This window comes from Sphaerospermopsis aphanizomenoides BCCUSP55 (assembly GCF_001586785.1).
GTDB classification, from domain to species: domain Bacteria; phylum Cyanobacteriota; class Cyanobacteriia; order Cyanobacteriales; family Nostocaceae; genus Sphaerospermopsis_A; species Sphaerospermopsis_A aphanizomenoides_A.
On record NZ_LUFH02000016.1, the window covers coordinates 15,547 to 36,809 of the forward strand.

Below are 21,263 nucleotides of genomic sequence, written 5' to 3' on the forward strand. Positions count from 1 at the left end.
ATGCCAAAACTACCAAACCCCCCACAGGGAAAAACAGGATTTCCCTGGCATGAAGAAACAGAAAATTTATCTGAAAATGCCTGTATTTTAGAGTTAGGTGATGATAAAAATAGATATCCAAAAATTAGTATTATTACACCTTCCTACAACCAAGGACACTTTTTAGAAGAGACTATTCGCTCTGTACTGCTACAGAATTATCCCAATTTAGAATATATTATTATTGATGGCGGTAGCACAGATAATAGTATTGACATTATCAAGAAATATGAATCATGGTTATCATATTGGGTAAGTGAACCTGATAACGGTCAAGCTCATGCTATTAATAAAGGTCTAGCTAGATCAACAGGTGATATCATTGCCTATCTTAATAGTGATGACTATTATTTACCAGGCACACTGTTTAAAATTGCAGAACATTTTCACCAATTTCCTAACACTGATTTAGTACACGGAATATGTCGTTATGTAAATAAAGAAGGTGAAAAGATAGGCGAGCAATTTGGCAATATCCAAAAGTTGGAAGAGATTTTAGATTTATGGAATGTGTGGTGGAAAAAACGCCAATTTGTTCAGCCTGAAGTATTTTGGACAAGACGCATTACGAATAAAGTTGGTTTGTTTAAAGAGGAACTTAATTATGTAATGGATTATGATTACTGGTTAAGAATTTTAGAGGCAGAAGGACAAGTGGGAAGTGTTAATAGTGAAGTTTCCTGTTTCAGATTTACACCTTATCAAAAATCCAACCAAAGTGAAAAAGTAGCAGAAGAATTACTACAGCTTGTTCATCCATTGCTGTGGAGTAGGTTGACAAAAATATCGCACCAAAAACGATGGTTACTTCAAGGAAACTGGTTGTACCAAAATTTGCTGTTGAATGAAGTAGAAAAATCTCTGCAATTACAAGATAATAAATTTACCAGGTATGTAAAAATCTGCCGAATCATTTTGCATCACCCTCATATTCTATTAACGTCAGCCTTTAGTAACCGGATTAAATCTATTTTATGTAAATAGGATATACATTCAAATAAATTACTTTTTATTGATTTTATTGGGCAAGATAATACTCGCCTATCATAACTAAGTTTATTTTACATTGTCAGACTTAAAATCAAGATGAATCAAAAAATGTCACATGGATTGATTAACAAACTTCCTCTGCCACCTGATGGAAAAACTGGATTTCCGTGGACTGAGGAAACAGAAAAATTATCTATTTTAAATCTTGATCAACATATCTATCCCAAAATTAGTATTGTTACAGCTTCTTACAACCAAGGTCAATTTTTAGAAGAAACAATTCGCTCTGTACTGCTACAAAACTATCCTAATTTGGAATATATCATCATTGATGGAGGTAGCACAGATAATAGTATAGACATTATTAAAAAATATGCCGATTATTTAACGTACTGGGTAAGTGAAAAAGATAATGGTCAGAGTGATGCTATTAACAAAGGATTAAAGAAAATTTCAGGAGATATATGGGCATATATAAACAGTGATGATGTATATACCAAAGGAACTTTTTATCAAATTGCAGACCAATTTCAAAAAGATGCCAACACTTATTGGGTTACCAGTCATGCAGAATATATTGATGAACAGGGAGGTTTTTTGGAAAAACTAATTCCTGTGCCATTTGCAGGAATGAAAGAAACTTTAATTCGCTGGGAGGGACCCAGATCAGTTGCGATTCAAGTCTCCAACTTTATGTCCAGCAAAATTATACGTGAATATGGTTTTTTTGATGAGTCTCTCCACTATTGTATGGATGTGGAATTTGGTATGCGGTTGCTAGTAGATGGCATCACACCTAAAATACTACCTGAAGTATTAGCCAAAGCGCGATTACATAGTAAGAGCAAAACTGTTTCTAAAGGTAATCTAGGTGCTTTTAGAGAAGAAGACTTGAAAATTATTCCCAGATTTCTGCCTAAACTATCTATACAGGATCAGATTTATGTTCAAAAAAAGGTTGCTGAATATCAGTATTTTATGCATTTAAGCAAGGTTGCTAAACTTTATGAAACTCATGAGACAACCAAGTTTATTTCTGCAACATTGAAAATGCTTATTCACCATCCATCATATTTAGCTCATCGAGCAACATGGGGAATGTTTCGCAAAGCTCTGGGTTTGAGCAGAAAATAAGGATTAGTAATTTATGTCTCTTGGCTCTATTGTACTCAAAATTAAACAAAAATATCAACATGGTTTATGGACTGCATACTACCGAGATAGTGTCAGACATTCCATACTCAAGACTAAACCTATTGTCAACACAAATGATTTAAACTGTGAAATTCATGTTCTAACTTCTGCCAATGATTGGTTAAATTTAGTTTGGGCTTTAAAGTCTTTTTATCATTTTTCTCAGCGTCAATATGCTCTGTGCATTCATGATGATGGAACTCTAACTGAGGAAAATATTACAATTCTACAGTATCACTTTCCAAACGCTAGGATCATTGACAGAAAACAAGCTGATGAAAAAGTTTTAGCATTATTATCATCCTATCCTCGTTGTTTGGAGTTTCGCAAAACAAATCACCTGTCACCAAAGGTATTTGACTTTGCTGCATATTTGCAGAGTGAGCGATTGCTACTGCTAGATAGTGATATTTTGTTTTTTGAAGAACCTACAGCACTACTAAAACAAATCGAAAATCCAGATTATCAACTCAACACATTCAATGGAGATGTGGAAAGTGCTTACACAGTTGAACCAGAAACGGTGAAAACTCATCTGGGTTTTGACTTAGCTGCAAGAGTAAATTCAGGATTAGGACTTATTCACAAAAACTCCTTGAATTTCGATTGGATAGAAGAATTTTTATCCCTACCAAATATTATTGGGCATTTTTGGCGCATTGAACAAACTATTTATGCTTTGTGTAGTTCTCGTTATGGAGTAGAACTGTTACCATCAGCTTATGATGTACATTTAGAAGGAAGTATAAATGGTTCTCCTTCTCGTCACTACGTAGGCAGAATTAGACACTTGATGTACAACGAAGGAATTCGTCATTTAGTGCAGAATAATTTTCTCAAAGAGTTAAAGTAATGATTCCTAATAATTCTTCCATAAAACCATTAAGAGTTTTGATGATGCCAGATTATCGCATTATTAACCCCTATCAAGAATTGTTATCTAAATCTTTGGAACCTCAAGGAGCAAATGTCATATTTCCTTTTGGCTATCGGAGAATTTTTCCTATATTCAGGGCTATAAAAAATAGCAAACATATTGATATTTTACATCTTCATTGGCTTACTCCTTATCTTAAAGGAGAAAATATTCTAATTAAACTTGTTTATGGAATTAAATTGTTAATTGATATTATGTTGGTTAAAAGTGCCAACGTAAAAATAGTTTGGACAATACACAATCATGTCTCTCACGATAGTCAGTTTCCACGGTTAGAAAAAAATATTCAAAAAATTATCTTCAAAGTTGCAGACAAAATAATTTTTCATAGTTTTTCAGCACTGAGCGAATTTTCGGAAATTTATCATATCAATGAGCAGAAAGCCGCAGTTATTCCTATTGGTAACTATCGGAACATTTACAGTGAATTAATAGACCCCTTATCAGCACGTCAAGCCTTGGGAATACCACAATCTGGTCATGTTTATCTAAACTTAGGTATGTTAAGACCTTATAAGGGCATTGAAAAACTACTGAAAATTTGGGGAGAAAACAAAGAATTTCATCAAGGATGTACCCTGTTAATAGCAGGTAAACCCTTAGATGAGGTTTATGGTTCAAAATTGACTGAGCAAGCTAATAGTATAGAGGGAGTGTTCATACATCCATATTTTATAGAAGATAGTGAAATACATCTTTTTTTTAGTGCTGCTGATGTAGTCGTACTTCCTTTTGAGAAGATTTTAACTTCAGCAAGTATTATTTTAGCAATGTCTTATAATAAACCTATTATTGCTCCTCGCACAAAGAGTATAGCCGAAACTTTAGGTACCGCAGATTGGTTGCTGTATGAAGATAAAGATGATCAAGGCTTATTAAAAGCTTTGAAAAAAAGCACTGAAATTGATTTAAGTAACCTGAGTGATTTAGTTAAGCATGAATGCGATAAATTCAATTGGGACGATATGGGACTAAAAACTTATCATGTTTACGATGCAGTATTAAAGAATAGCCAGAATTGATTATGCTTTAATTTTACAATTACATTTGCATTAATTATGAATCCAAAAGTCAGTATTCTTATTCCCTGCTATAACGCAGAAAAATGGATTGCACAAGCTATAGAAAGTGCGTTGAATCAAACCTATTCCAACAAAGAAGTAATCGTTGTTGATGATGGTTCTACAGATGAAAGTTTAGCAGTAATTCAAAGTTTTGGTGACTCTATTCGTTGGCAAACAGGAGAAAATAGAGGTGGGAATGTTGCACGTAATCGTTTATTAGAATTAAGTACAGGGGAATGGTTACAATATCTGGACGCAGATGATTATTTACTTCCTAGGAAAATTGAACAACAAATCAATTTTTTAGATCAAGTTACTAGTGCCGATATAATCTACAGTCCTAGTATTTTTGAGTATTGGGAATCAAAAATGGTGAAACAAGAAATTTTCCCTATTCCTGAACCTCATGATCCTTGGATTTTACTAGCTCTTTGGTATTTACCACAAACAGGAAGTCCGCTTTGGAAAAAACAGGCTATTCTAGATGTGGGAGGATGGAAAGCTGATCAACCTGTTTGTCAAGAACATAACTTGTATTTACGACTTCTCAAAGCAGGTAAAAAATTTGAATATTGCCATGATTCTGGTTCAGTTTATAGACAGTGGAGTGAGTCAACAGTCTGTAAAAAAGATAAAACATTAACCTATCACCATCGTTTGGCAATTACAGAACAACTAGAATCACATCTGAAGTTAATTAATGAACTAAACAATGAGCGTCTTTATGCTATCAATAAATCTAGATTTGATTGTGCTAGGATGATTTGGTTGTTCAACTCTAGTTGGGCTAAAAGTATTATCAAAAAAATCTATGATTCAGAACATGATTTCAAGTTACCAAGTTCTAAAGTAACCATATTTTATCAAATAATATATCATTTTTTGGGATTTGAAGCTGCTGAAATAACGGCAAAATTTAAACGAGAATTACAAAAAATAATTAAGCAATCACAACCAATTAAAAATTATTGAAACAGATGGAAACATTTAAATCTTTATCAGAGATAAACCCTGAAATTATCGATCTGGGAAAACGTAGTGATAAAAATCAGGTCATAATATTTTTGCATATTCCCAAGGCGGGAGGGACAACAATTAATGGCATTATCAACCAACAATACAAAAAGCAGTTGACTTTTAGATTTGATGGCATAGAGAATCGCCATATATTAGCTGAACTAGGAAGTGATAAGCGTAGTAAATTAAAACTAATTCGTGGACATTTTGCTTTTGGTTTACATGAGTTTTTATCTTGTCCAGCTACATATTTTACTCTGCTCAGAAATCCAGTTAGTCGCACAATTTCCCACTATAACTATCTCTGTCGTAGTTCCTCTGTGACTAATCATGAAAGAGTAAAATCAATGAGTCTGAAGGAGTATATACTGAGTGATTTAAGTGATAATAACCTCCAAACAAGGATGATATTCGGTCTGAGTAAAAATCATGTATCCAATGATGAGGAAATCTTAACAGTTGCTAAACATAATTTGGAAAACAAGTTTTCTGTAGTCGGATTAGTTGAGCGATTTGATGAAACATTAGTTTTACTCAGAAACGCATTTAACTGGCGACCTCCGCTTTATGTACAACAGAATATAACTCCTCAGCAACAAGCTCTCAAAAATAATATTGATGATGATATTATAGATATAATTAAACAGCAAAATTCTTTAGATATGGCATTGTATGAATATGGTCAACAGAAATTTGAACAACAAGTTGATGAATTTAAAAATGATTTTGTCCAAACTTTAGAAATGCAAAAACGCATGAATAAATTTTAGCAGCACTGGGGAAATACCTATAATTTAGCTAGAGTTGTTCTTTTAAAAAGATTCAAAAAAATTTAAAGCTTTAATTTCCAAAATATAGTTAATATTAATGATTTTTGTAATTCAACCAACCTATTAGCTAAGGCAACAATCAGGTTTCAATACTTTGTAAATGAAAAATAAACTGCCTATTAGTGCTTTAGTTCCCACACGGAATCGCTCAGAACCCTTCAGAAGAATGCTTGACAGTTTGGCTCAACAGTCAGCGCAACCTTTAGAAATGATTGTGGTAGATGGTTCAGATAATGATAGCACTAAACAACTTTGTGAAAGTTCAATTCCCGGATTAATTACCAAAATTCACTACTATCGAGCAATAAAACTTGGTGCGGCTATTCAACGTAATCAAGCAATGAATTACGCAACTCAAAGCACTATTTGGTTGTTAGATGATGATATTTTATTTGAACCAGAATGTGTAGCCAGATTGTGGAATTCCTTACAAACTGATCCGCACATTGGGGGGGTTAACGCTATGATTACTAATCAAAAATATTTACCTCCTGGACGCATTAGCCGATTGCTTTTTCAATTTTTACATGGTCATTATGAAAGTAGTTATGCAGGTAAGTGTATTGGACCGGCAATGAATCTGTTACCGGAAGACAGGGAAGATTTACCAGAAGTAGTGAGTGTAGAATGGCTAAATACAACCTGTGTACTGTATCGTCGTCAAGCATTACCCCATCCCTTATTTCCAGAGATTTTTACTGGCTACTCCATGTTGGAAGATGTTACCTTGTCACTGACAGTCGGGAAAAATTGGAAATTAGCTAATGCACGTACATCTCGGATTTTTCATGATAGCCAACCCGGTGATCATAAAAATGATCCGGGTGTTTTAGCAGAAATGGATTTAGTTAATCGTCATTATGTAATGACTAAAATTCTCGGTCGTCAACAATGGCAGTATTATATTAAATTAGCTGTGCTACAACTATTTGGAATTGTGGCTTCTCTGACAAAATTGCAGGGTTGGTTTGATTTACCAAAAGTATTGACAGGAAAAATCCGAGCGATCGCTCAAATTATATCAACCTAATAGCCAATGCACATTGTTCAATTTTGTTTGATTAAAGGGAAACGGTTAACTGATGGCTTAGAAAGCCGTTGGCGTAATTTTTATTATCGTGCTTTAGGAGTCAAACTGCACGGTTATGTCTGGATGAAGCAAGTGGAAATTTCTCGCAACTATAGCGATATTGAAATCGAAGCTAACTGTGCGCTTGATCAGGGAGTTACTCTTTTGTGCAGTGGTGACTCCCTACCCCATCCCAAAATTTTTATCGGTGCAGATACTTATATTAACCGCCATACTTTTATTGATGCAACTGAATCAATAAATATTGGTAAAGATTGTGCTATAGGGCCTAGTTGTTACATTACCGACCATGATCATGGTTGTAATCCCAGTTTACCACCCCTGAAACAACCAATGATTTCCAAACCTACTACGATTGGCGAATGTGTATGGATTGGAGCTAATGTGACAATTTTAAAAGGTGTCACAATAGGCGATCGCGCGATCATCGGGGCGGGTAGTGTGGTAACAAAAGATATTCCAGCAGGTGTGATCGCAGTAGGAGTTCCTGCTAAAGTAATTAAGCAAAGAACTTATTCATGAATATTATTATAAACTTAATTTAAAATTTGCTATCTTCAACAAAAATTAGTTTTATTTGATATAGTTTTATACTTTATCCATTATGACTGTTCAAGCCACTATCGTTTTTACTACACATAATAGATCAGAACTACTAAAAAAAGCTATTCAAGCTGCAAAAAATCAGAGTGTTCCCGTTGATATCATCGTTATGGACGATAACTCTACAGATGGTACAAGCGAAATGATGTCTTGTGATTTTCCTGACATCCAGTATTATCGATCATCAGAAAACAAAGGGCCTTGTTATCAACGCAACAAAGGAATTGAGCTATCTAAAACAAAAATAGTTTTTCCCCTTGATGACGACTCAATTCTTGATTCTCAATACACGATTGAACAAACTCTGCAAGAATTTGATGATCCACAAGTCGGTGCAGTAGCTATTCCTTTTATCAATATTTTGCAGGATAAAACTATATGGACAAAAGCTCCTGACCGAAATCAAATATATGTCACTCATGCTTATGTTGCAGCTGCTCATGCTGTTGATAGAGAAAAATTTATGAGCGTAGGTGGCTATCGAGAATTATTCTTTTATATGGGAGAAGAAGGAGATGTTTGTATTCGTCTTCTTCAAAAAGGGTATTATGTTCGTTTAGGTATGGCTGATCCTATTCATCATTACCAACCACCAAATAGAATTTCCAAACGACCTGATGTATTTGGTCGTCAAAATGATATTTTATTTCCTTATTTTAACGCGCCTACAAATATTTTGCCCATTTCTTTAATAGGCACTACTTTAAAAGGAATGTGGTTTGGCATCAAAGTTCTTCGCCCAATTTATATGTTAGAAGGTTTTTATAGAGGCTATTCAATAGCTTGGGAAAAAAGAGAAATTAGAAATCCTGTAGCCAAAGAATGCTTTCATATTTATCGCTTCTTAAAAAGAAAACAAATAGTCCCTTTACAAAAAATAAAGCCCTATCTAAATAGCAGAGAACATAACTCAGTACCCTTCAGTTCAGGAGCATCCTCAGATTGAGTTGAGAAACAAAACTAAAAATTTTTACCAGTTTGTTTGGTTTAAACACCATGCGTCAAGCTACCCTTCTGGTGTCTACTTTCCACCCAACCTACCCATCTGAAGTATTTTTGGCTCTAACTGAACTGGATGGAGATATGGCTATAAGCGATATATCACATATACTACTTGGACGTATAATCCATATTGTCGGAATTTTAGTTATGTGATGATATTTATGTGATGATAATTGAATGTTCCACAACCAAAAACCTTCTCAATTAAAATTTCTCATCAATAACGTCAGTTGCAAATTAAGCGATAGGGAAGGCAAGAGGCAATAGTTTTTTCCAATTACCAATTACCAGCGTAGAGTTAGATGATTTTACATTATAATTATGACTTATAATTTGACATAGCCATAAGCGATATGTTAGATTTAGAAGAGTTTTCAATTTTAATGAAATAGCCTAAGTATAGGCAACTTATTGCTCCCTAAAATATCTTGCTAAAATCAACAAGATTAAATTAAATTTAAAATTTATATAAAGATATTACCAAGTTTAAATAAGAAGATTTTTTATCCTGATATGACAAGACAAATTTAGTTTTAAGTTCTATACTTCAAACGAACACAAAAGGAGCTTATAAGTATGCCAACTTTTAGAGGTACACCCGGCAACGACACCATCGACAACTCATCTCCAGACATCTATGGCAATTTTCCTGGTACAGGCGGTAACGATGTAATTGATGGTCTGGAGGGTGCTGACACCATGATTGGTGGTGCCGGTAGAGACTTCTATTATGTAGATAACTCAGGCGACGTTGTTGTAGATGCTGATGACGAGACAGTAGTCAATACAACTATCAACTATAGTTTAGCCAGTGTGCAAGGTTTTACTGCTACCTCTGGAGGAGCAGGACTGACACTCAATCTGCGGGCTAACGGTATTACTGGTACTGGTACTGCGGGTAATGATGTGTTTGTCAGTTATGCTTCCAACACCACCATGATAGGTGGAGATGGTTCAGATGTCATGAAAGGTGGTAGTGGATCTACAGTTAGAGGAGGATTGGGTAATGACTATATAGAAATTACCGGTAGTTCTGGTACTGGTAGATTGATAGGTGGCGCTGGAGATGATACCTATACGGTGGATTCTACAAGTGGCAATTTATTCATAGACGAATATAGTGACGGTGGTAGTGGAATAGATACCGTTTTTGCTAAAGTAGACTTTTCTTTATCAACCGGTTCACCTGGAATCCAATTCGACCCCAGAGCAGCTCAGATAGAAAACTTGACTCTCGCTGCTCCCGGAGCGCCTGCTGTAGGAGGCCCGATTGTTGGTGAAGGCAATGGTGTTGCCAATGTGATTATCGGCAACCGCCAAAACAACATACTCGATGGCTTGAATGGTAACGATACCATTTATGGATCATTTGGTGATGATGACATTGATGGTGGTAATGATAATGATAGCTTATTTGGTGAAGTTGGAAACGACACCTTAACCGCTGGTGCAGGTACTGATACTTTAACAGGTGGTGTAGGTGACGATATCTACTACATTGACTTGTTAGATACAGTAGTAGAACTTGTGGGAGAAGGAAGTGATACTGTTTATACCAATGGGTCTTTCAGTACCTCGGCAGAAGTTGAATTCATCAATGTGACAGCAACTGGTACTGCCAATGTTATTCTCAGTAACTCTACTGGTACTGTGATTGAGATAAACAACAGTAATAGTGCCAATAATACATTCACTGGTGGTTCAGGAAATGACACCATGAATGGAAAAGTGGGTATTGACACTCTCAGAGGTAATGATGGCGCTGACACTTTTGCCTTTGGTGGCGCTGGTTTAACTGCATCAGGCTCTGGTACTACATCCATCAGACAGGATATAATCATAGACTTTGTCTCTGGACAAGATAAGATCCAGCTTGACAAAACTAATACTTTCGGTTCAATAGTAGATACCGCTGGTTCACCTTTAACTGATTTTGCTTTTGGTAACTTTGGTGCAAGCAACGCTAATATGGATAAGAGCAGCGCACGGATTGTTTATAATTTAGATAATGGTGCGCTATACTATAACGCTAATGGCAGTACTTTTGGGGCTGGTACTGGTGGCGGCTACTTCGCAACCTTAACTGGCGCTCCTGCTTTAGCAGCATCAGACTTTATAATTGTCTAAAGGTAACACCAGACAAACAAGCATCTTTCAAAACTAAACGTTGATATTCATTTTTTAGATCCCCGACTTCTTCAAGAAGCTGGGGATCTGATTTTAGCAATAAATTCCTGATCAATGCCTACAGCACCTTATCATTGGATATCCTGTCAAATTGGAGCGCGTGAAAATTACTCTATCCCCAGAGCTTTACATCAGCAAGGAAAACTTGCTCACCTAATTACAGATGCTTGGGTATTACCTCAGTCTGCACTGAATTTTTTACCTAAAAAAATCTTAGCTAATCTCCGGGAAAGATATCACCCAGATTTAGCAAAAGCATCGGTTCACGCTTTCAATATTCCTTTAATTCAGTTTGAATCATCTCAACGTCTGCAAAAAAAGACAGGATGGGAAAGAGTTATTAGTCGCAATCAATGGTTTCAAAAACAGTCAATTAAGATATTAGCATCACGGACTGACCATTTGACAAAACCTGCCATACTCTTTTCCTACAGCTATGGGGCATTAGAATTATTTAGATTTGCTAAACAACAGGGATGGTACACCGTTTTAGGGCAGATTGATCCAGGAATCGAAGAAGAAAGAATTGTCAATCAAGAATATGATAAATATCCCCACTATCGTGGTAGTTGGCAACCTGCACCTGGTGAATATTGGCAAAGTTGGCAAGAAGAATGTAACATAGCTGATGCTATTGTGGTAAATTCCCATTGGTCACGCCAACTCTTGGAAAAAACAGGTGTTGAGTCTAAAAAGATTCATATCATTCCTTTGGTGTATTCTCCACCAGCAGCAGCTAATCAATTTGTCCGCATTTACCCAGAATCTTTTTCTCAAGAGCGCCCTTTAAGGGTATTATTTTTAGGACAGGTAATTTTAAGAAAAGGAATTGCTGCTGTGTTAGATGCAGTTCAATTACTTGCAGGTTATCCTGTTGAATTTTGGATTGTTGGATCTGCACAAATTGAGATTCCACAACATTTGCAAACCCACCCTCAAATTCGTTGGGTAGGTCATGTGAATCGAAGTGAAACAGCCAAATATTATCAGATGGCGGATGTGTTTTTGTTCCCAACGCTTTCTGATGGGTTTGGTTTAACACAACTGGAAGCGCAAGCATGGAAATTACCTATTATTGCTTCTCGTTACTGTGGTGAGGTGGTTGTGGATGGTGTGAATGGTTGGATTTTGGAGGAAGTTAATGGTGAAGAAATAGCTGCTCATGTCAAGCAGTTATTAAACAATCCTCAATATTTAAAAGATTGTGTAAAAAGATTTGCTTATACGTTGAATAATTTATCAGAAAATAATTTGCTAGATCAGCATTTATTAAATTTATCATCATGTCTACAATCCCTATCTAATACATAAAGATATATTGTCATGCTACTAAAATTTATTAACTTATGGCAAATTAAAAGTTAGGCATTTGGTTGGCAACATTCGCCATTTTCTAGCAGTTGACAGGTGACTCTTGACAGGTGAACGAGAATTTTAGATTTTAGATTTTAGATAGCAGCTTTCAGCAGTCAGCGGTCAGCACTCAGCAGTATAACCCTTTTGGTGCAAGGCTTTGTCATAAGAATTTGTACCTTATTGATCTGCAATATGCTGTATGTTGCTATATGTATTGTTATATATATTTAGGGCTTGCTGAATAAATCTGAAAACTTTACAGGTAATGGGTTTTAGCTATTGTGACTTTCAAAAAGTGCAAGCTTTTATGAGGTGGCAACTGAAAAACCTTGCATTTAATTCCTACTCGAAGGAAAAATCGTTCCTATCCAACTCTTGAAACTGTCACCTGTCACCTGTCACCTAGCCTTCACAGATAACTTTTTCAGCAAACCCTATTTATACAGTTATTTGCAATTACAAAATTATTTCCACAATGTCCCAACTAAATAGAGCAGCAATTCAAAAAATAAAGGTTAATTTCTATTCTATTCTCCCATCTCCCTATCAAAGAGACTTATTCTTTGAACTCTCTCGCTGTCCAGAAATAGATTTAACTGTTTATTACTTAGAACCCTCTTGTGCTGATTCTCCTTGGCCAGAAAAACCCTTACAACATTATGAACATATCTTACCAGGATTTCATTTAGCTTGGGGTTTATCCAGATTTCATTTTAACTGGCATTTTCCGTCAACTACTCAAGCTGATGTGGTTGTTCTCAATGGCTATATGAATCTTACCACTCAACTTTTACTCAGACTACAAGCGAAAAAAATTCCTTGTATTTTTTGGGGTGAAAAAATGGTAGGTAGTTCAGAAGGAATTAAAGGAAAATTACAAAAATACTTAGCTGATAGTTTAAGATATTGTCGAGCGATCGCAGCTATTGGTACAAAAGCACAACAAGACTACCAGCTAAGGTTTCCTAATCAACCTATTTTTAACATTCCTTATTATTGTGATTTAACTGCATTTAGTCAAAACTTACCCCAAAGACCCAGAAATCCGGTTACTATTTTGTTTTGTGGTCAAATGATAGGGCGGAAAGGAGTTGATATTCTGCTTCAGGCATTTAATCATTTAATTCAATCTGGTTACAATGCTCGTTTACTCCTAGTAGGAAGAGAAGCCGAACTTCCTCAACTCCTAGAAACACTACCTGCACAAACTCGTCAAAAAATTGAATATGCTGGTTTTCAATCTCCTGAAAATTTACCTGAATTTTTCCATCAAGCCGACTTGTTTGTCTTACCAAGCCGTTATGATGGTTGGGGTGTAGTGGTGAATCAAGCTATTGGTGCAGGTTTACCAGTAATATGTTCTGACGGAGTGGGTGCTGGATATGACTTGGTTAAACCAGGAGAAAACGGTAATTTATTTCCGAATGGAAACACTGAGGCTTTAGCAGGAGTGTTAATTGATTATTTGCAACAACCTGATACAATTAAAGTTGCCAGTGCAGGATCAATGCAAAAAGCAACAGAACTATCACCTGCTATTGGCGCTCAACGTTGGGTTGAAGTTTTTCAGAAACTAACTGGAATTGTATAGATATTAATATTAAATAATAAAAATTCAGCTTAATTTCATGCGAATTCTTTTTATTAGTAGCAGTTCAGGTTCAAGAGGAGGAGGTGAACTATACTTAATTTATTTAGGTAAAGAACTGTCCAAAAGAGGCTATGCTGTAGGATTATGGTGTTCGCAACATCCGATTATGGATGAACTTGCTAAATCATTTGCAGAATTTGGAGAAGTATTGCGATCGCCATACTTAAACACATACAATCGTAAATTGCGCTCCTTTACCCATTTATTTCCCAAAATAAGTCAAGAGTGTATATCTCAGTGGCAAGCATTTAAACCAGATATCATTCATTTGAACAAGCAGAATTTAGAAGATGGTCTAGATTTACTCGCCTGGAGTAATTATTTATCCGTTCCATCTTTGGTAACTATTCATATCACTCAAACTCAGGATAGCTTGGGAGCAGTATTCGGAACATGGCGCGATATAATAGCTAAAATAACTATAAAAAAATATAGAGGTTCACTAGTAGCAATTTCTGAAAATAGAGGTAAAGAATTAACATCTTTTCTTGCTCCTATCAATCCAAGTTTACCAAAAATAGTAGTTATTAATAATGGAGTTAATGTACCTCAAGAAACGGAACGTTTAGCTAAACGCCAAGAATATCGTTTACAACTAAAACTTAATCCAGAGGAATTATTAATAGTAGCAGTGGGAAGAATGGAAGCACAAAAACAACCACTGCTATTTTTAGAATGGGCTACTCACCTGAAACGCAATATACCATCTGCTCGTTTTCTATGGGTGGGAGATGGTCGCTTAACTTCTATATGGGATCAATGGGTGATAGATAATAATGCTCAAAATTATATCCAACGCTTAGGTTGGCAAAATGACGTAACACCATATTTAGCAGCAGCAGATGGCTTTTTTCATCCTGCGGCTTTTGAAGGTTTACCATTTGCACTATTAGAAGCAATGGCTTGGTCTTTACCTTGTGTAATTACCTCAACTCTAGCAGATGAGTTAAAGTTTCCCCAAGGGGTTTGTTTCATAGTCTCTGAAAAAAACAACTTTCAAGAATTAGATAACCTGAGCAATTTTCACAAGCGTAATGCTGTGGCAACTGCTGGTAATCAACTAATTAAAGAGCGATTTTCCCTAGAAAAAATGGTAGATACCTACACAGAATTGTATAGTAACACAAAATTATTAAATCAAACTGAACAGTAATATCTTTGACTGATTAAATAAGTTGAGTATCTGACGCTTTCAATTTCTACAAATCCCATAGGATTACTATTCCTACTCATGAATATCTCCACCAATTCCTACTATCCACAACCAAATCCACCCAACCGCAAAAAACGCATTGCCAAAGCCACATGGCCAGGAACATTCACATTCATCTTTGGCTTAGTTGTAGCATTTATACGCATAAATGTAGCTATGTCACCTAGTTTAATGGCCAGTCAAGTTGCCATAATAGTAGGGGTAGCCATAGCTGTTAGCATTTTATTTGATAGTAGACGAGGGTGGAATAATTTGTTTCGAGCCGATTTACTTTGTATATTAGCTCTTTACTTCTTAACACTAATAGAGTTTTTATACCCACAGCCAAAGTTCGATCAGCTTTTGACATCAGAACAAACTATCAAAGCTATTGAAGTCTTACTGATAGGATTTGGCGGTTTAGCGATTGGTCGTCACATCACCATTTTTAAACCAGCACCACCAGAATGGTTAGATTTTGCTAACATCCCTGATAAAACCCTTTTTCGTATATTTTTAATATCTGCTTTTTTAGCATATTTTTATATATTTATGTCAGTAGATTTCAATCCTGTAAAAGTGATTGAAGCTTTATTTGGTCCACGCTTTGCTGTCCCTTGGGGACGAGGAAAATTAGGTGACTGGCGAGTATTTTTGTCTGAATTGACTTTATTCACTTATGTTATACCTCCCCTGACAGGTATTATCTGGAATCGTCGTAAATCATTTAGTATTTGGCAAATATTCCTAGTTATTTTCATATTTACCTTTACTCTGTTTTATGGATTTTCAGGAGGAACACGCAATATCTTGGCTGCCTATATTGCCACATTTCTGGGTGGATATTTACTGACCTTAAAAAGTCCTAATCTATTTAATATAGGAATTCCTATTGCTATCTTGGGTTATGTAATGGTGTTTGCTACCCGTCATATGCTTGGTTTCAGACAAATGGGCATCCTTAATTACATAGCTACAGCAAGTTATGCAAGTGAAAAAGTCCAGGGAACCCTATCAGTTGACTACAACCTTTGGAGTATTGGCTTATTGGTAGATGCCTTTCCCAATAAATATGATTTTTTAGGACTAGAACTTTTGTTTATATTCTTAACTAAGCCCATACCTAGAGTTCTATGGCCAGATAAGCCAGAAGGGTTGAGTATATCTATTGAAGAAGTTGTAGGTGCTAGTGGTTGGACAGTTTCTGCTACTTATGTTGGCGAAACTTACATGATGGGCGGTATATTTGCAGTGATATTAGCATCTTTGTGTTTAGGGCTGTTAGCTAATTGGTGGTCGCGTACAGCCGCTTTTCACACTACTGGTTACGGTATAGTTATTAATGCCCTGGGCTTTTTTACAGCGGCAATTTCTATGCGGAGTCTGGTTGTATTTACCACATCAATGTTACCAATTGTGGGGCTAATTTTTATTGCTAAAGCTTTTCCCGGTTTATTGGGAAGTAAACGTTTACGCCAACAGTATCCGCGACAATAAATATTGTGAGTAATTTCTAACATGAAAGTTTTACATATCATTCCTTCTATCAGTCCTAAACTTGGTGGTCCAACTCAGGTAGTCTTGAATTTAGTACGGGCATTAAGAACAGAAGGAATTGATGTAGAAATTGCCACTACTAATGATGATGACGGAATGTTGCTAGATGTACCATTATGTGAGTGTGTAGAATACCAGGGATTACCTGTTTGGTTTTTTCCCCGTGTTGCCAGGATCAAAGCATTTTTACCTTCTCTGGCATTTACACAGTGGCTGTGGCAAAATATCAAAAACTATGACATTTTAGATAATCACTATTTATTTTCCTATCTTCCTACCTGTGCTGCTATTTTTGCCCAGTGGCAACAAGTTCCATACACGGTGAGAATTATGGGACAATTAACTCCCTGGGCATTGGCACAAAGCAAGTTAAAAAAGCAAGTTTATAGCTATTTAATTGAACGACGCAATTTAGATCTGGCGGCGGCTATTCACTGCACATCTGTAGGTGAAATGGAGGATGCAATCAGTTTTGGAGTGAACCCACCTAAAATAGTGTTACCACTGGGAGTTAATCCATCTAAATTAATTGCTGATGCTAAATCTAAACTGCGACATCAATATAAGATCGATCCAGAATTTCCTATTGTTCTTTTTCTCTCCCGTCTTCATTATAAAAAACGTCCTGAACTGTTGATTCAAACTTTAAGTGAATTAGCAAAACAGCAACAGAAATTCCATTTGTTAATTGCTGGTTCAGGAGAAAATATATATGTTAGGTCTTTACAAAAAATGGTGGACTCTGTAAACATCACAAATCAAACTTCCTTTGTCGGGTTTGTGAGTGGATATGAAAAAGATTTATTGCTGCAAGGTGCTGATGTATTTGTATTGCCAACTTATTCAGAAAATTTTGGTATTGCTTTAGCAGAAGCAATGGTGTCTGGTTTACCAATTATTACAACCCCAGGTGTGCAAATTGCTCCAGAAATTGCAAAAGCAAAAGCGGGCATAATTGTAGAAGGAGAAATAGAATCTTTAAAAGGGGCGATCGCTGATCTTTTAAATCATCCCCAATTACGGGAACAAATGGGTGAAAATGGTCGTCTATTTGCTTTGGAAAAATATTCATGGCAAACCATTGCTCAACAATTAGCCTCTGCTTACCAAGATATTCACAAATCAAGAACATCGGCAGTCATAGTATGAGGCAAATGTGATATATTCACATCAACAACTTGGAAGCACATTGATTCTATCCATGAAGCAATTGTATTACCAACTAAAAAAATATTGGATTCTGAGTTTAGCAGGTTTCCTGCTAGTGTTTCTAAGTTTTATTCCCATCAGAATTGCGATCGCCTCTTACCAAACACCCCATCCCCAAGCTATCCTGACCCTTGGTGGTGGTCCAGAGCGAGAAAAATTTACAGCCCAATTTGCTAAAAATCATCCTAATTTAGACATCTGGGTTTCCACTGGTATCCTCCCAGCCCAAGCCTTTGCTATTTTCCAGGCTGTAGATATTCCCATTCAGCGAATTCACCTTGACTATCGTGCTGTTGACACAGTTACTAATTTTACCACCCTAGTTAACGACTTCCGACAACGCCATATTCAGCACATCTATTTGATTACCTCAGATTTTCACATACCCAGAGCAAAAACCATAGCCACCCTAGTTCTGGGTAGTCAAGGTATAACTTTTACCTCTATCTCCATTCCTTCTCAACGACCCAGAGAATCTATTTTTCCCATTGTCCGTGATAGTGGACGCTCTCTGTTGTGGATTGTATCAGGTCGTACCGGAGCAAGCTTCAATCCCCGTTTCCGTCAGCCAGTCTATGCGTCTAGTTGACACTCACCGATATAAAGACACGGGGATTCTTGGTTCAACTAATTGAACCATAAAATATATAAATGAACAACCAGGGTGTAGAATATGAACATCATACTCTTGGCATCGAAGGATACAAAGCAATATTCGCTATTTATCGCTATCGTATTCCAGACTTTGATACGTCCCTCAAACTCACTGCACAGAGTTAGACTATGAAATTACCCCTGGGTGTTCACCGAAATATTACAGAGACACAAAAAAGCAGCCAGACAAATCATCTAATTTTAGATAAAAAAGTAAGTATTGTTAAGGTTAGTGCAGTGTAAATATACCAGCATTTTATAGGTTAGTATAATAATAGTCAGTTATAATTTTGGCATCTAACCTGATGATAAAAGCAGAAAATATTTAACTAAATAATTCTCCAATCCAAATCCATGAACAATCAGAATTCTACTAGAATCTCAACGCCTAATGAGAATGGCAGAGTAATTATCGCACCTGAATTATTGCCACCTCAGAACTTTTCATCATTTGAAACAGAAGATGATGATGGGAATCTAAAGGACTTCTTGGGTGTTCTCCAGCGGCGAGCATTAGTTATCATCGGGGTTGTCTCTGTGGTAATGTCTACCGTTATTTATTCAACACTGAAGGAAAAAACTATTTATCAAGGTCATTTTCAGCTTTTAGTTGAACCTGTTAATAGTGACAGTGATTTAGGACAAATACCTCTGCCAAATTCTAATTTTTCTAAATCTAATCTAGATTATGAAAGTCAAATTCAAGTTCTCAGAAGTCAGGAACTGATGAAAGATATTCTCCCAAAGTTAAAATATTCCGATCCTGATATTACCTATAATTCACTAATTGGAAACTTAACTATTCGGCGTGTAGGTATGACCAAAGTTATAGAAATAAGCTATAGAAATCAAGATCGCCAAAAAATTAAATCAGTGCTGGAGACACTTTCTAAATTCTATTTAGAATATAGCTTGGAAAAGCGCAAAACTAAGTTAAACCAGGGAGTACAGTTCGTAGACAAACAACTACCTACTATCAAAAATCGGGTGGCTCAACTGCAACAACAATTGCAAATTTTTCGACAAAGATATAATTTTGTTGATCCAGAAAACCAATCCAATACTGTGGCAACCCAACTCCAACAATTAGAACAAGAACAACTAGAAATTGAGCAACAGTTAGCTATAGCACGAGCTACTTATATCAGCTTATCAACACCAGAAGGGCAACAGGCAACATTAAACGCTGCACCTATATATAGTCAATTAATATCTCAACTGCGGCAATTAGAAGCCCAGCTATCTGGAGAGTTAGTGCGTTTTCAACCAGATAGTCGCCCCATAGAAACATTAGAAGAGAAAAGACAAAACCTTTTACCTTTAATAGAAGATGAACAGAAGCGGTATATAGGTCTAAAATTGGCTGAAGCAACCACTATGATTCAGAGGCTAGAGGTACAAAGTCAAGAACTATCACGCATAGAACAGCAAACAAAACTAAAATTTCAGCAACTGCCAGTTTTAACCAAACAATACACCGAGCTTCTGCGGAATTTACAACTGGCAAATGATAGTCTCAATCGGTTTTTAGCTACTCGTGAAAACCTGGTAATTCAAGTAGCTCAGACAGAATTACCCTGGGAATTAATACAACCACCAACTCAAGGTGAATTACCGATATTGCCAAATATCCCTCGGAATTTACTAATGGGATTTTTAAGCAGTATCGCTGTGGGAGTTGCTATTGGCTTCTTATTAGAAAAACTAGATAATACCTATCATGATGTCGCCAGTCTGAAAGAGAAGATGAAATTGCCTTTTTTGGGAACTCTTCCTATCGACAAAAGCGTTGCTGGTTATCAATCTTCTTATCCCAGTTTTACTGGTTCAGAATCTGAATCGCGTCAACGGTCTTCAATAGAGAGTAATGGTTGGTTATCTAATCTTCTCCGTCGTCAGAATAAAAGTTATAACTATTACGGACAAGGGCTATTTTGGGAATCGTTACAAGTTCTTTATGCCAATATTCAGCTACTCAATTCTGATCAACCAATTCGTTCTTTAACTGTTTCTTCTACTATGCCTGGAGATGGAAAAACTACTGTTTCATTCCATCTGGCACAAATAGCAGCTGCTTTGGGTAAACGAGTATTACTTGTGGATGGTGACTTACGCCGCGCCCAGGTTCATAAACTTTCAAATTTGCGGAATTTCTCAGGTTTAAGCAATGTCCTCACTTCTAATATGCCAGTTGAACAAGTTATTCAACAATTACCTGAGATGAGTTCATTATCAGTAATTACTGCTGGTCCAGTCCCACCAGACCCAGCCAGATTGCTGGCATCAGATAAAATGAAGCAATTGATGGAATACTTTAATGAGAATTATGATTTAGTGATTTATGATGCGCCTCCCATGTTGGGGCTAGTTGATGCCAGACTACTAGCACCCCAGACTGATGGAATGGTGCTGGTAGTGAGGATAGATAAAACAGATAAGTCGGCTCTGATGCAGCTTCAGGATAGCTTGAGAAATTCTCCCATCAATGTCTTAGGTGTGGTTGCTAACGGCGATAAACAAAAACTTACCAGTTACAATTACTACTACAGTGCTGGTAGGGAAGCCAGACAAGCTTAATTGCCGTTTGTTAGAAAGTTAGTTTTGTTGGTGGAAGGATGCTTGTAGATGTCACCCCCTACAGGCATCAGTTTTTTTACCAACCATTAGTTATACTGCACACAATCATCAGAA

At 36.3% G+C, this 21,263-nt stretch carries 18 protein-coding genes; all 18 read left to right on the forward strand.

Annotation, left to right across the window (positions count from 1 at the left end):
- The 18 genes from A0J48_RS06095 (at position 1) to A0J48_RS06175 (ending at position 21,149) form a co-directional block, all read left to right on the forward strand.
- The gene (locus tag A0J48_RS06095) at positions 1-1,023 is read left to right on the forward strand and encodes a glycosyltransferase family 2 protein (RefSeq protein WP_200321293.1); all 1,023 of its coding nucleotides are present in this window, start codon (positions 1-3) and stop codon (positions 1,021-1,023) included.
- 114 nt (positions 1,024-1,137) lie between these two features.
- The gene (locus tag A0J48_RS06100; protein ID WP_200321294.1) at positions 1,138-2,163 is read left to right on the forward strand and encodes a glycosyltransferase family 2 protein; all 1,026 of its coding nucleotides are present in this window, start codon (positions 1,138-1,140) and stop codon (positions 2,161-2,163) included.
- 13 nt (positions 2,164-2,176) lie between these two features.
- Positions 2,177-3,076 (forward strand): hypothetical protein, encoded by a 900-nt coding sequence (locus tag A0J48_RS06105; RefSeq protein ID WP_200321295.1) that lies wholly within the window; start codon positions 2,177-2,179, stop codon positions 3,074-3,076.
- Positions 3,076-4,182: a glycosyltransferase family 4 protein gene (locus tag A0J48_RS06110; protein WP_200321296.1), complete on the forward strand. Its 1,107-nt coding sequence runs from the start codon at positions 3,076-3,078 to the stop codon at positions 4,180-4,182. The genes A0J48_RS06105 and A0J48_RS06110 overlap by 1 nt, the downstream gene beginning before the upstream one ends.
- 36 nt (positions 4,183-4,218) lie before the next feature.
- Positions 4,219-5,196 (forward strand): glycosyltransferase family 2 protein, encoded by a 978-nt coding sequence (locus tag A0J48_RS06115; protein WP_200321297.1) that lies wholly within the window; start codon positions 4,219-4,221, stop codon positions 5,194-5,196.
- A gap of 5 nt (positions 5,197-5,201) precedes the next feature.
- Positions 5,202-6,011: a sulfotransferase family 2 domain-containing protein gene (locus tag A0J48_RS06120; RefSeq protein WP_200321298.1), complete on the forward strand. Its 810-nt coding sequence runs from the start codon at positions 5,202-5,204 to the stop codon at positions 6,009-6,011.
- 160 nt (positions 6,012-6,171) lie between these two features.
- A complete protein-coding gene (locus A0J48_RS06125) occupies positions 6,172-7,101 on the forward strand; it encodes a glycosyltransferase (protein ID WP_200321300.1) in 930 nt (309 codons plus the stop codon).
- A 6-nt stretch (positions 7,102-7,107) separates the two neighbouring features.
- Complete coding sequence (locus A0J48_RS06130; RefSeq protein WP_200321301.1) at positions 7,108-7,683, forward strand: acyltransferase; 576 nt, start codon at positions 7,108-7,110, stop codon at positions 7,681-7,683.
- Between the two features lie 82 nt (positions 7,684-7,765).
- Positions 7,766-8,710 (forward strand): glycosyltransferase family 2 protein, encoded by a 945-nt coding sequence (locus A0J48_RS06135; RefSeq protein WP_200321302.1) that lies wholly within the window; start codon positions 7,766-7,768, stop codon positions 8,708-8,710.
- Positions 8,711-9,342: 632 nt separating this feature from the next.
- Entirely contained in the window at positions 9,343-10,893 is a 1,551-nt protein-coding gene (locus A0J48_RS06140; protein ID WP_200321303.1) for a beta strand repeat-containing protein, read from the forward strand.
- A gap of 114 nt (positions 10,894-11,007) precedes the next feature.
- Positions 11,008-12,264 carry a glycosyltransferase family 4 protein gene (locus tag A0J48_RS06145; RefSeq protein ID WP_200321304.1) on the forward strand — a complete coding sequence of 419 codons (1,257 nt, stop codon included), beginning with the start codon at positions 11,008-11,010 and terminating at the stop codon, positions 12,262-12,264.
- A 520-nt stretch (positions 12,265-12,784) separates the two neighbouring features.
- Positions 12,785-13,900, forward strand: a complete 1,116-nt coding sequence (locus A0J48_RS06150) for a glycosyltransferase family 4 protein (protein ID WP_200321305.1) — start codon at positions 12,785-12,787, stop codon at positions 13,898-13,900.
- A gap of 37 nt (positions 13,901-13,937) precedes the next feature.
- Positions 13,938-15,113 (forward strand): glycosyltransferase family 4 protein, encoded by a 1,176-nt coding sequence (locus tag A0J48_RS06155; RefSeq protein WP_200321306.1) that lies wholly within the window; start codon positions 13,938-13,940, stop codon positions 15,111-15,113.
- A 78-nt stretch (positions 15,114-15,191) separates the two neighbouring features.
- Positions 15,192-16,649: a hypothetical protein gene (locus A0J48_RS06160; protein WP_200321308.1), complete on the forward strand. Its 1,458-nt coding sequence runs from the start codon at positions 15,192-15,194 to the stop codon at positions 16,647-16,649.
- A 21-nt stretch (positions 16,650-16,670) separates the two neighbouring features.
- The gene (locus tag A0J48_RS06165) at positions 16,671-17,858 is read left to right on the forward strand and encodes a glycosyltransferase (RefSeq protein ID WP_200321310.1); all 1,188 of its coding nucleotides are present in this window, start codon (positions 16,671-16,673) and stop codon (positions 17,856-17,858) included.
- 52 nt (positions 17,859-17,910) lie between these two features.
- Positions 17,911-18,507: a YdcF family protein gene (locus tag A0J48_RS06170; protein ID WP_200321311.1), complete on the forward strand. Its 597-nt coding sequence runs from the start codon at positions 17,911-17,913 to the stop codon at positions 18,505-18,507.
- A 62-nt stretch (positions 18,508-18,569) separates the two neighbouring features.
- Entirely contained in the window at positions 18,570-18,698 is a 129-nt protein-coding gene (locus A0J48_RS27385; RefSeq protein ID WP_267910286.1) for a hypothetical protein, read from the forward strand.
- A 228-nt stretch (positions 18,699-18,926) separates the two neighbouring features.
- Positions 18,927-21,149 carry a GumC family protein gene (locus tag A0J48_RS06175; protein WP_200321313.1) on the forward strand — a complete coding sequence of 741 codons (2,223 nt, stop codon included), beginning with the start codon at positions 18,927-18,929 and terminating at the stop codon, positions 21,147-21,149.
- Positions 21,150-21,263 lie beyond the last annotated feature (114 nt).

What these genes read in the sequence shown, in the direction of transcription:
- A0J48_RS06145 (WP_200321304.1), top strand. Translation starts at nt 11,008, where the DNA reads ATGCCTACAGCACCTTATCATTGGATATCCTGTCAAATTGGAGCGCGT.
- A0J48_RS06140 (WP_200321303.1), top strand. Translation starts at nt 9,343, where the DNA reads ATGCCAACTTTTAGAGGTACACCCGGCAACGACACCATCGACAACTCA.
- A0J48_RS06175 (WP_200321313.1), top strand. Translation starts at nt 18,927, where the DNA reads ATGAACAATCAGAATTCTACTAGAATCTCAACGCCTAATGAGAATGGC.
- A0J48_RS06095 (WP_200321293.1), top strand. Translation starts at nt 1, where the DNA reads ATGCCAAAACTACCAAACCCCCCACAGGGAAAAACAGGATTTCCCTGG.
- A0J48_RS06110 (WP_200321296.1), top strand. Translation starts at nt 3,076, where the DNA reads ATGATTCCTAATAATTCTTCCATAAAACCATTAAGAGTTTTGATGATG.
- A0J48_RS06165 (WP_200321310.1), top strand. Translation starts at nt 16,671, where the DNA reads ATGAAAGTTTTACATATCATTCCTTCTATCAGTCCTAAACTTGGTGGT.
- A0J48_RS06105 (WP_200321295.1), top strand. Translation starts at nt 2,177, where the DNA reads ATGTCTCTTGGCTCTATTGTACTCAAAATTAAACAAAAATATCAACAT.
- A0J48_RS06115 (WP_200321297.1), top strand. Translation starts at nt 4,219, where the DNA reads ATGAATCCAAAAGTCAGTATTCTTATTCCCTGCTATAACGCAGAAAAA.
- A0J48_RS06155 (WP_200321306.1), top strand. Translation starts at nt 13,938, where the DNA reads ATGCGAATTCTTTTTATTAGTAGCAGTTCAGGTTCAAGAGGAGGAGGT.
- A0J48_RS06160 (WP_200321308.1), top strand. Translation starts at nt 15,192, where the DNA reads ATGAATATCTCCACCAATTCCTACTATCCACAACCAAATCCACCCAAC.
- A0J48_RS06150 (WP_200321305.1), top strand. Translation starts at nt 12,785, where the DNA reads ATGTCCCAACTAAATAGAGCAGCAATTCAAAAAATAAAGGTTAATTTC.
- A0J48_RS06135 (WP_200321302.1), top strand. Translation starts at nt 7,766, where the DNA reads ATGACTGTTCAAGCCACTATCGTTTTTACTACACATAATAGATCAGAA.
- A0J48_RS06170 (WP_200321311.1), top strand. Translation starts at nt 17,911, where the DNA reads ATGAAGCAATTGTATTACCAACTAAAAAAATATTGGATTCTGAGTTTA.
- A0J48_RS27385 (WP_267910286.1), top strand. Translation starts at nt 18,570, where the DNA reads ATGAACAACCAGGGTGTAGAATATGAACATCATACTCTTGGCATCGAA.
- A0J48_RS06100 (WP_200321294.1), top strand. Translation starts at nt 1,138, where the DNA reads ATGTCACATGGATTGATTAACAAACTTCCTCTGCCACCTGATGGAAAA.
- A0J48_RS06130 (WP_200321301.1), top strand. Translation starts at nt 7,108, where the DNA reads ATGCACATTGTTCAATTTTGTTTGATTAAAGGGAAACGGTTAACTGAT.
- A0J48_RS06120 (WP_200321298.1), top strand. Translation starts at nt 5,202, where the DNA reads ATGGAAACATTTAAATCTTTATCAGAGATAAACCCTGAAATTATCGAT.
- A0J48_RS06125 (WP_200321300.1), top strand. Translation starts at nt 6,172, where the DNA reads ATGAAAAATAAACTGCCTATTAGTGCTTTAGTTCCCACACGGAATCGC.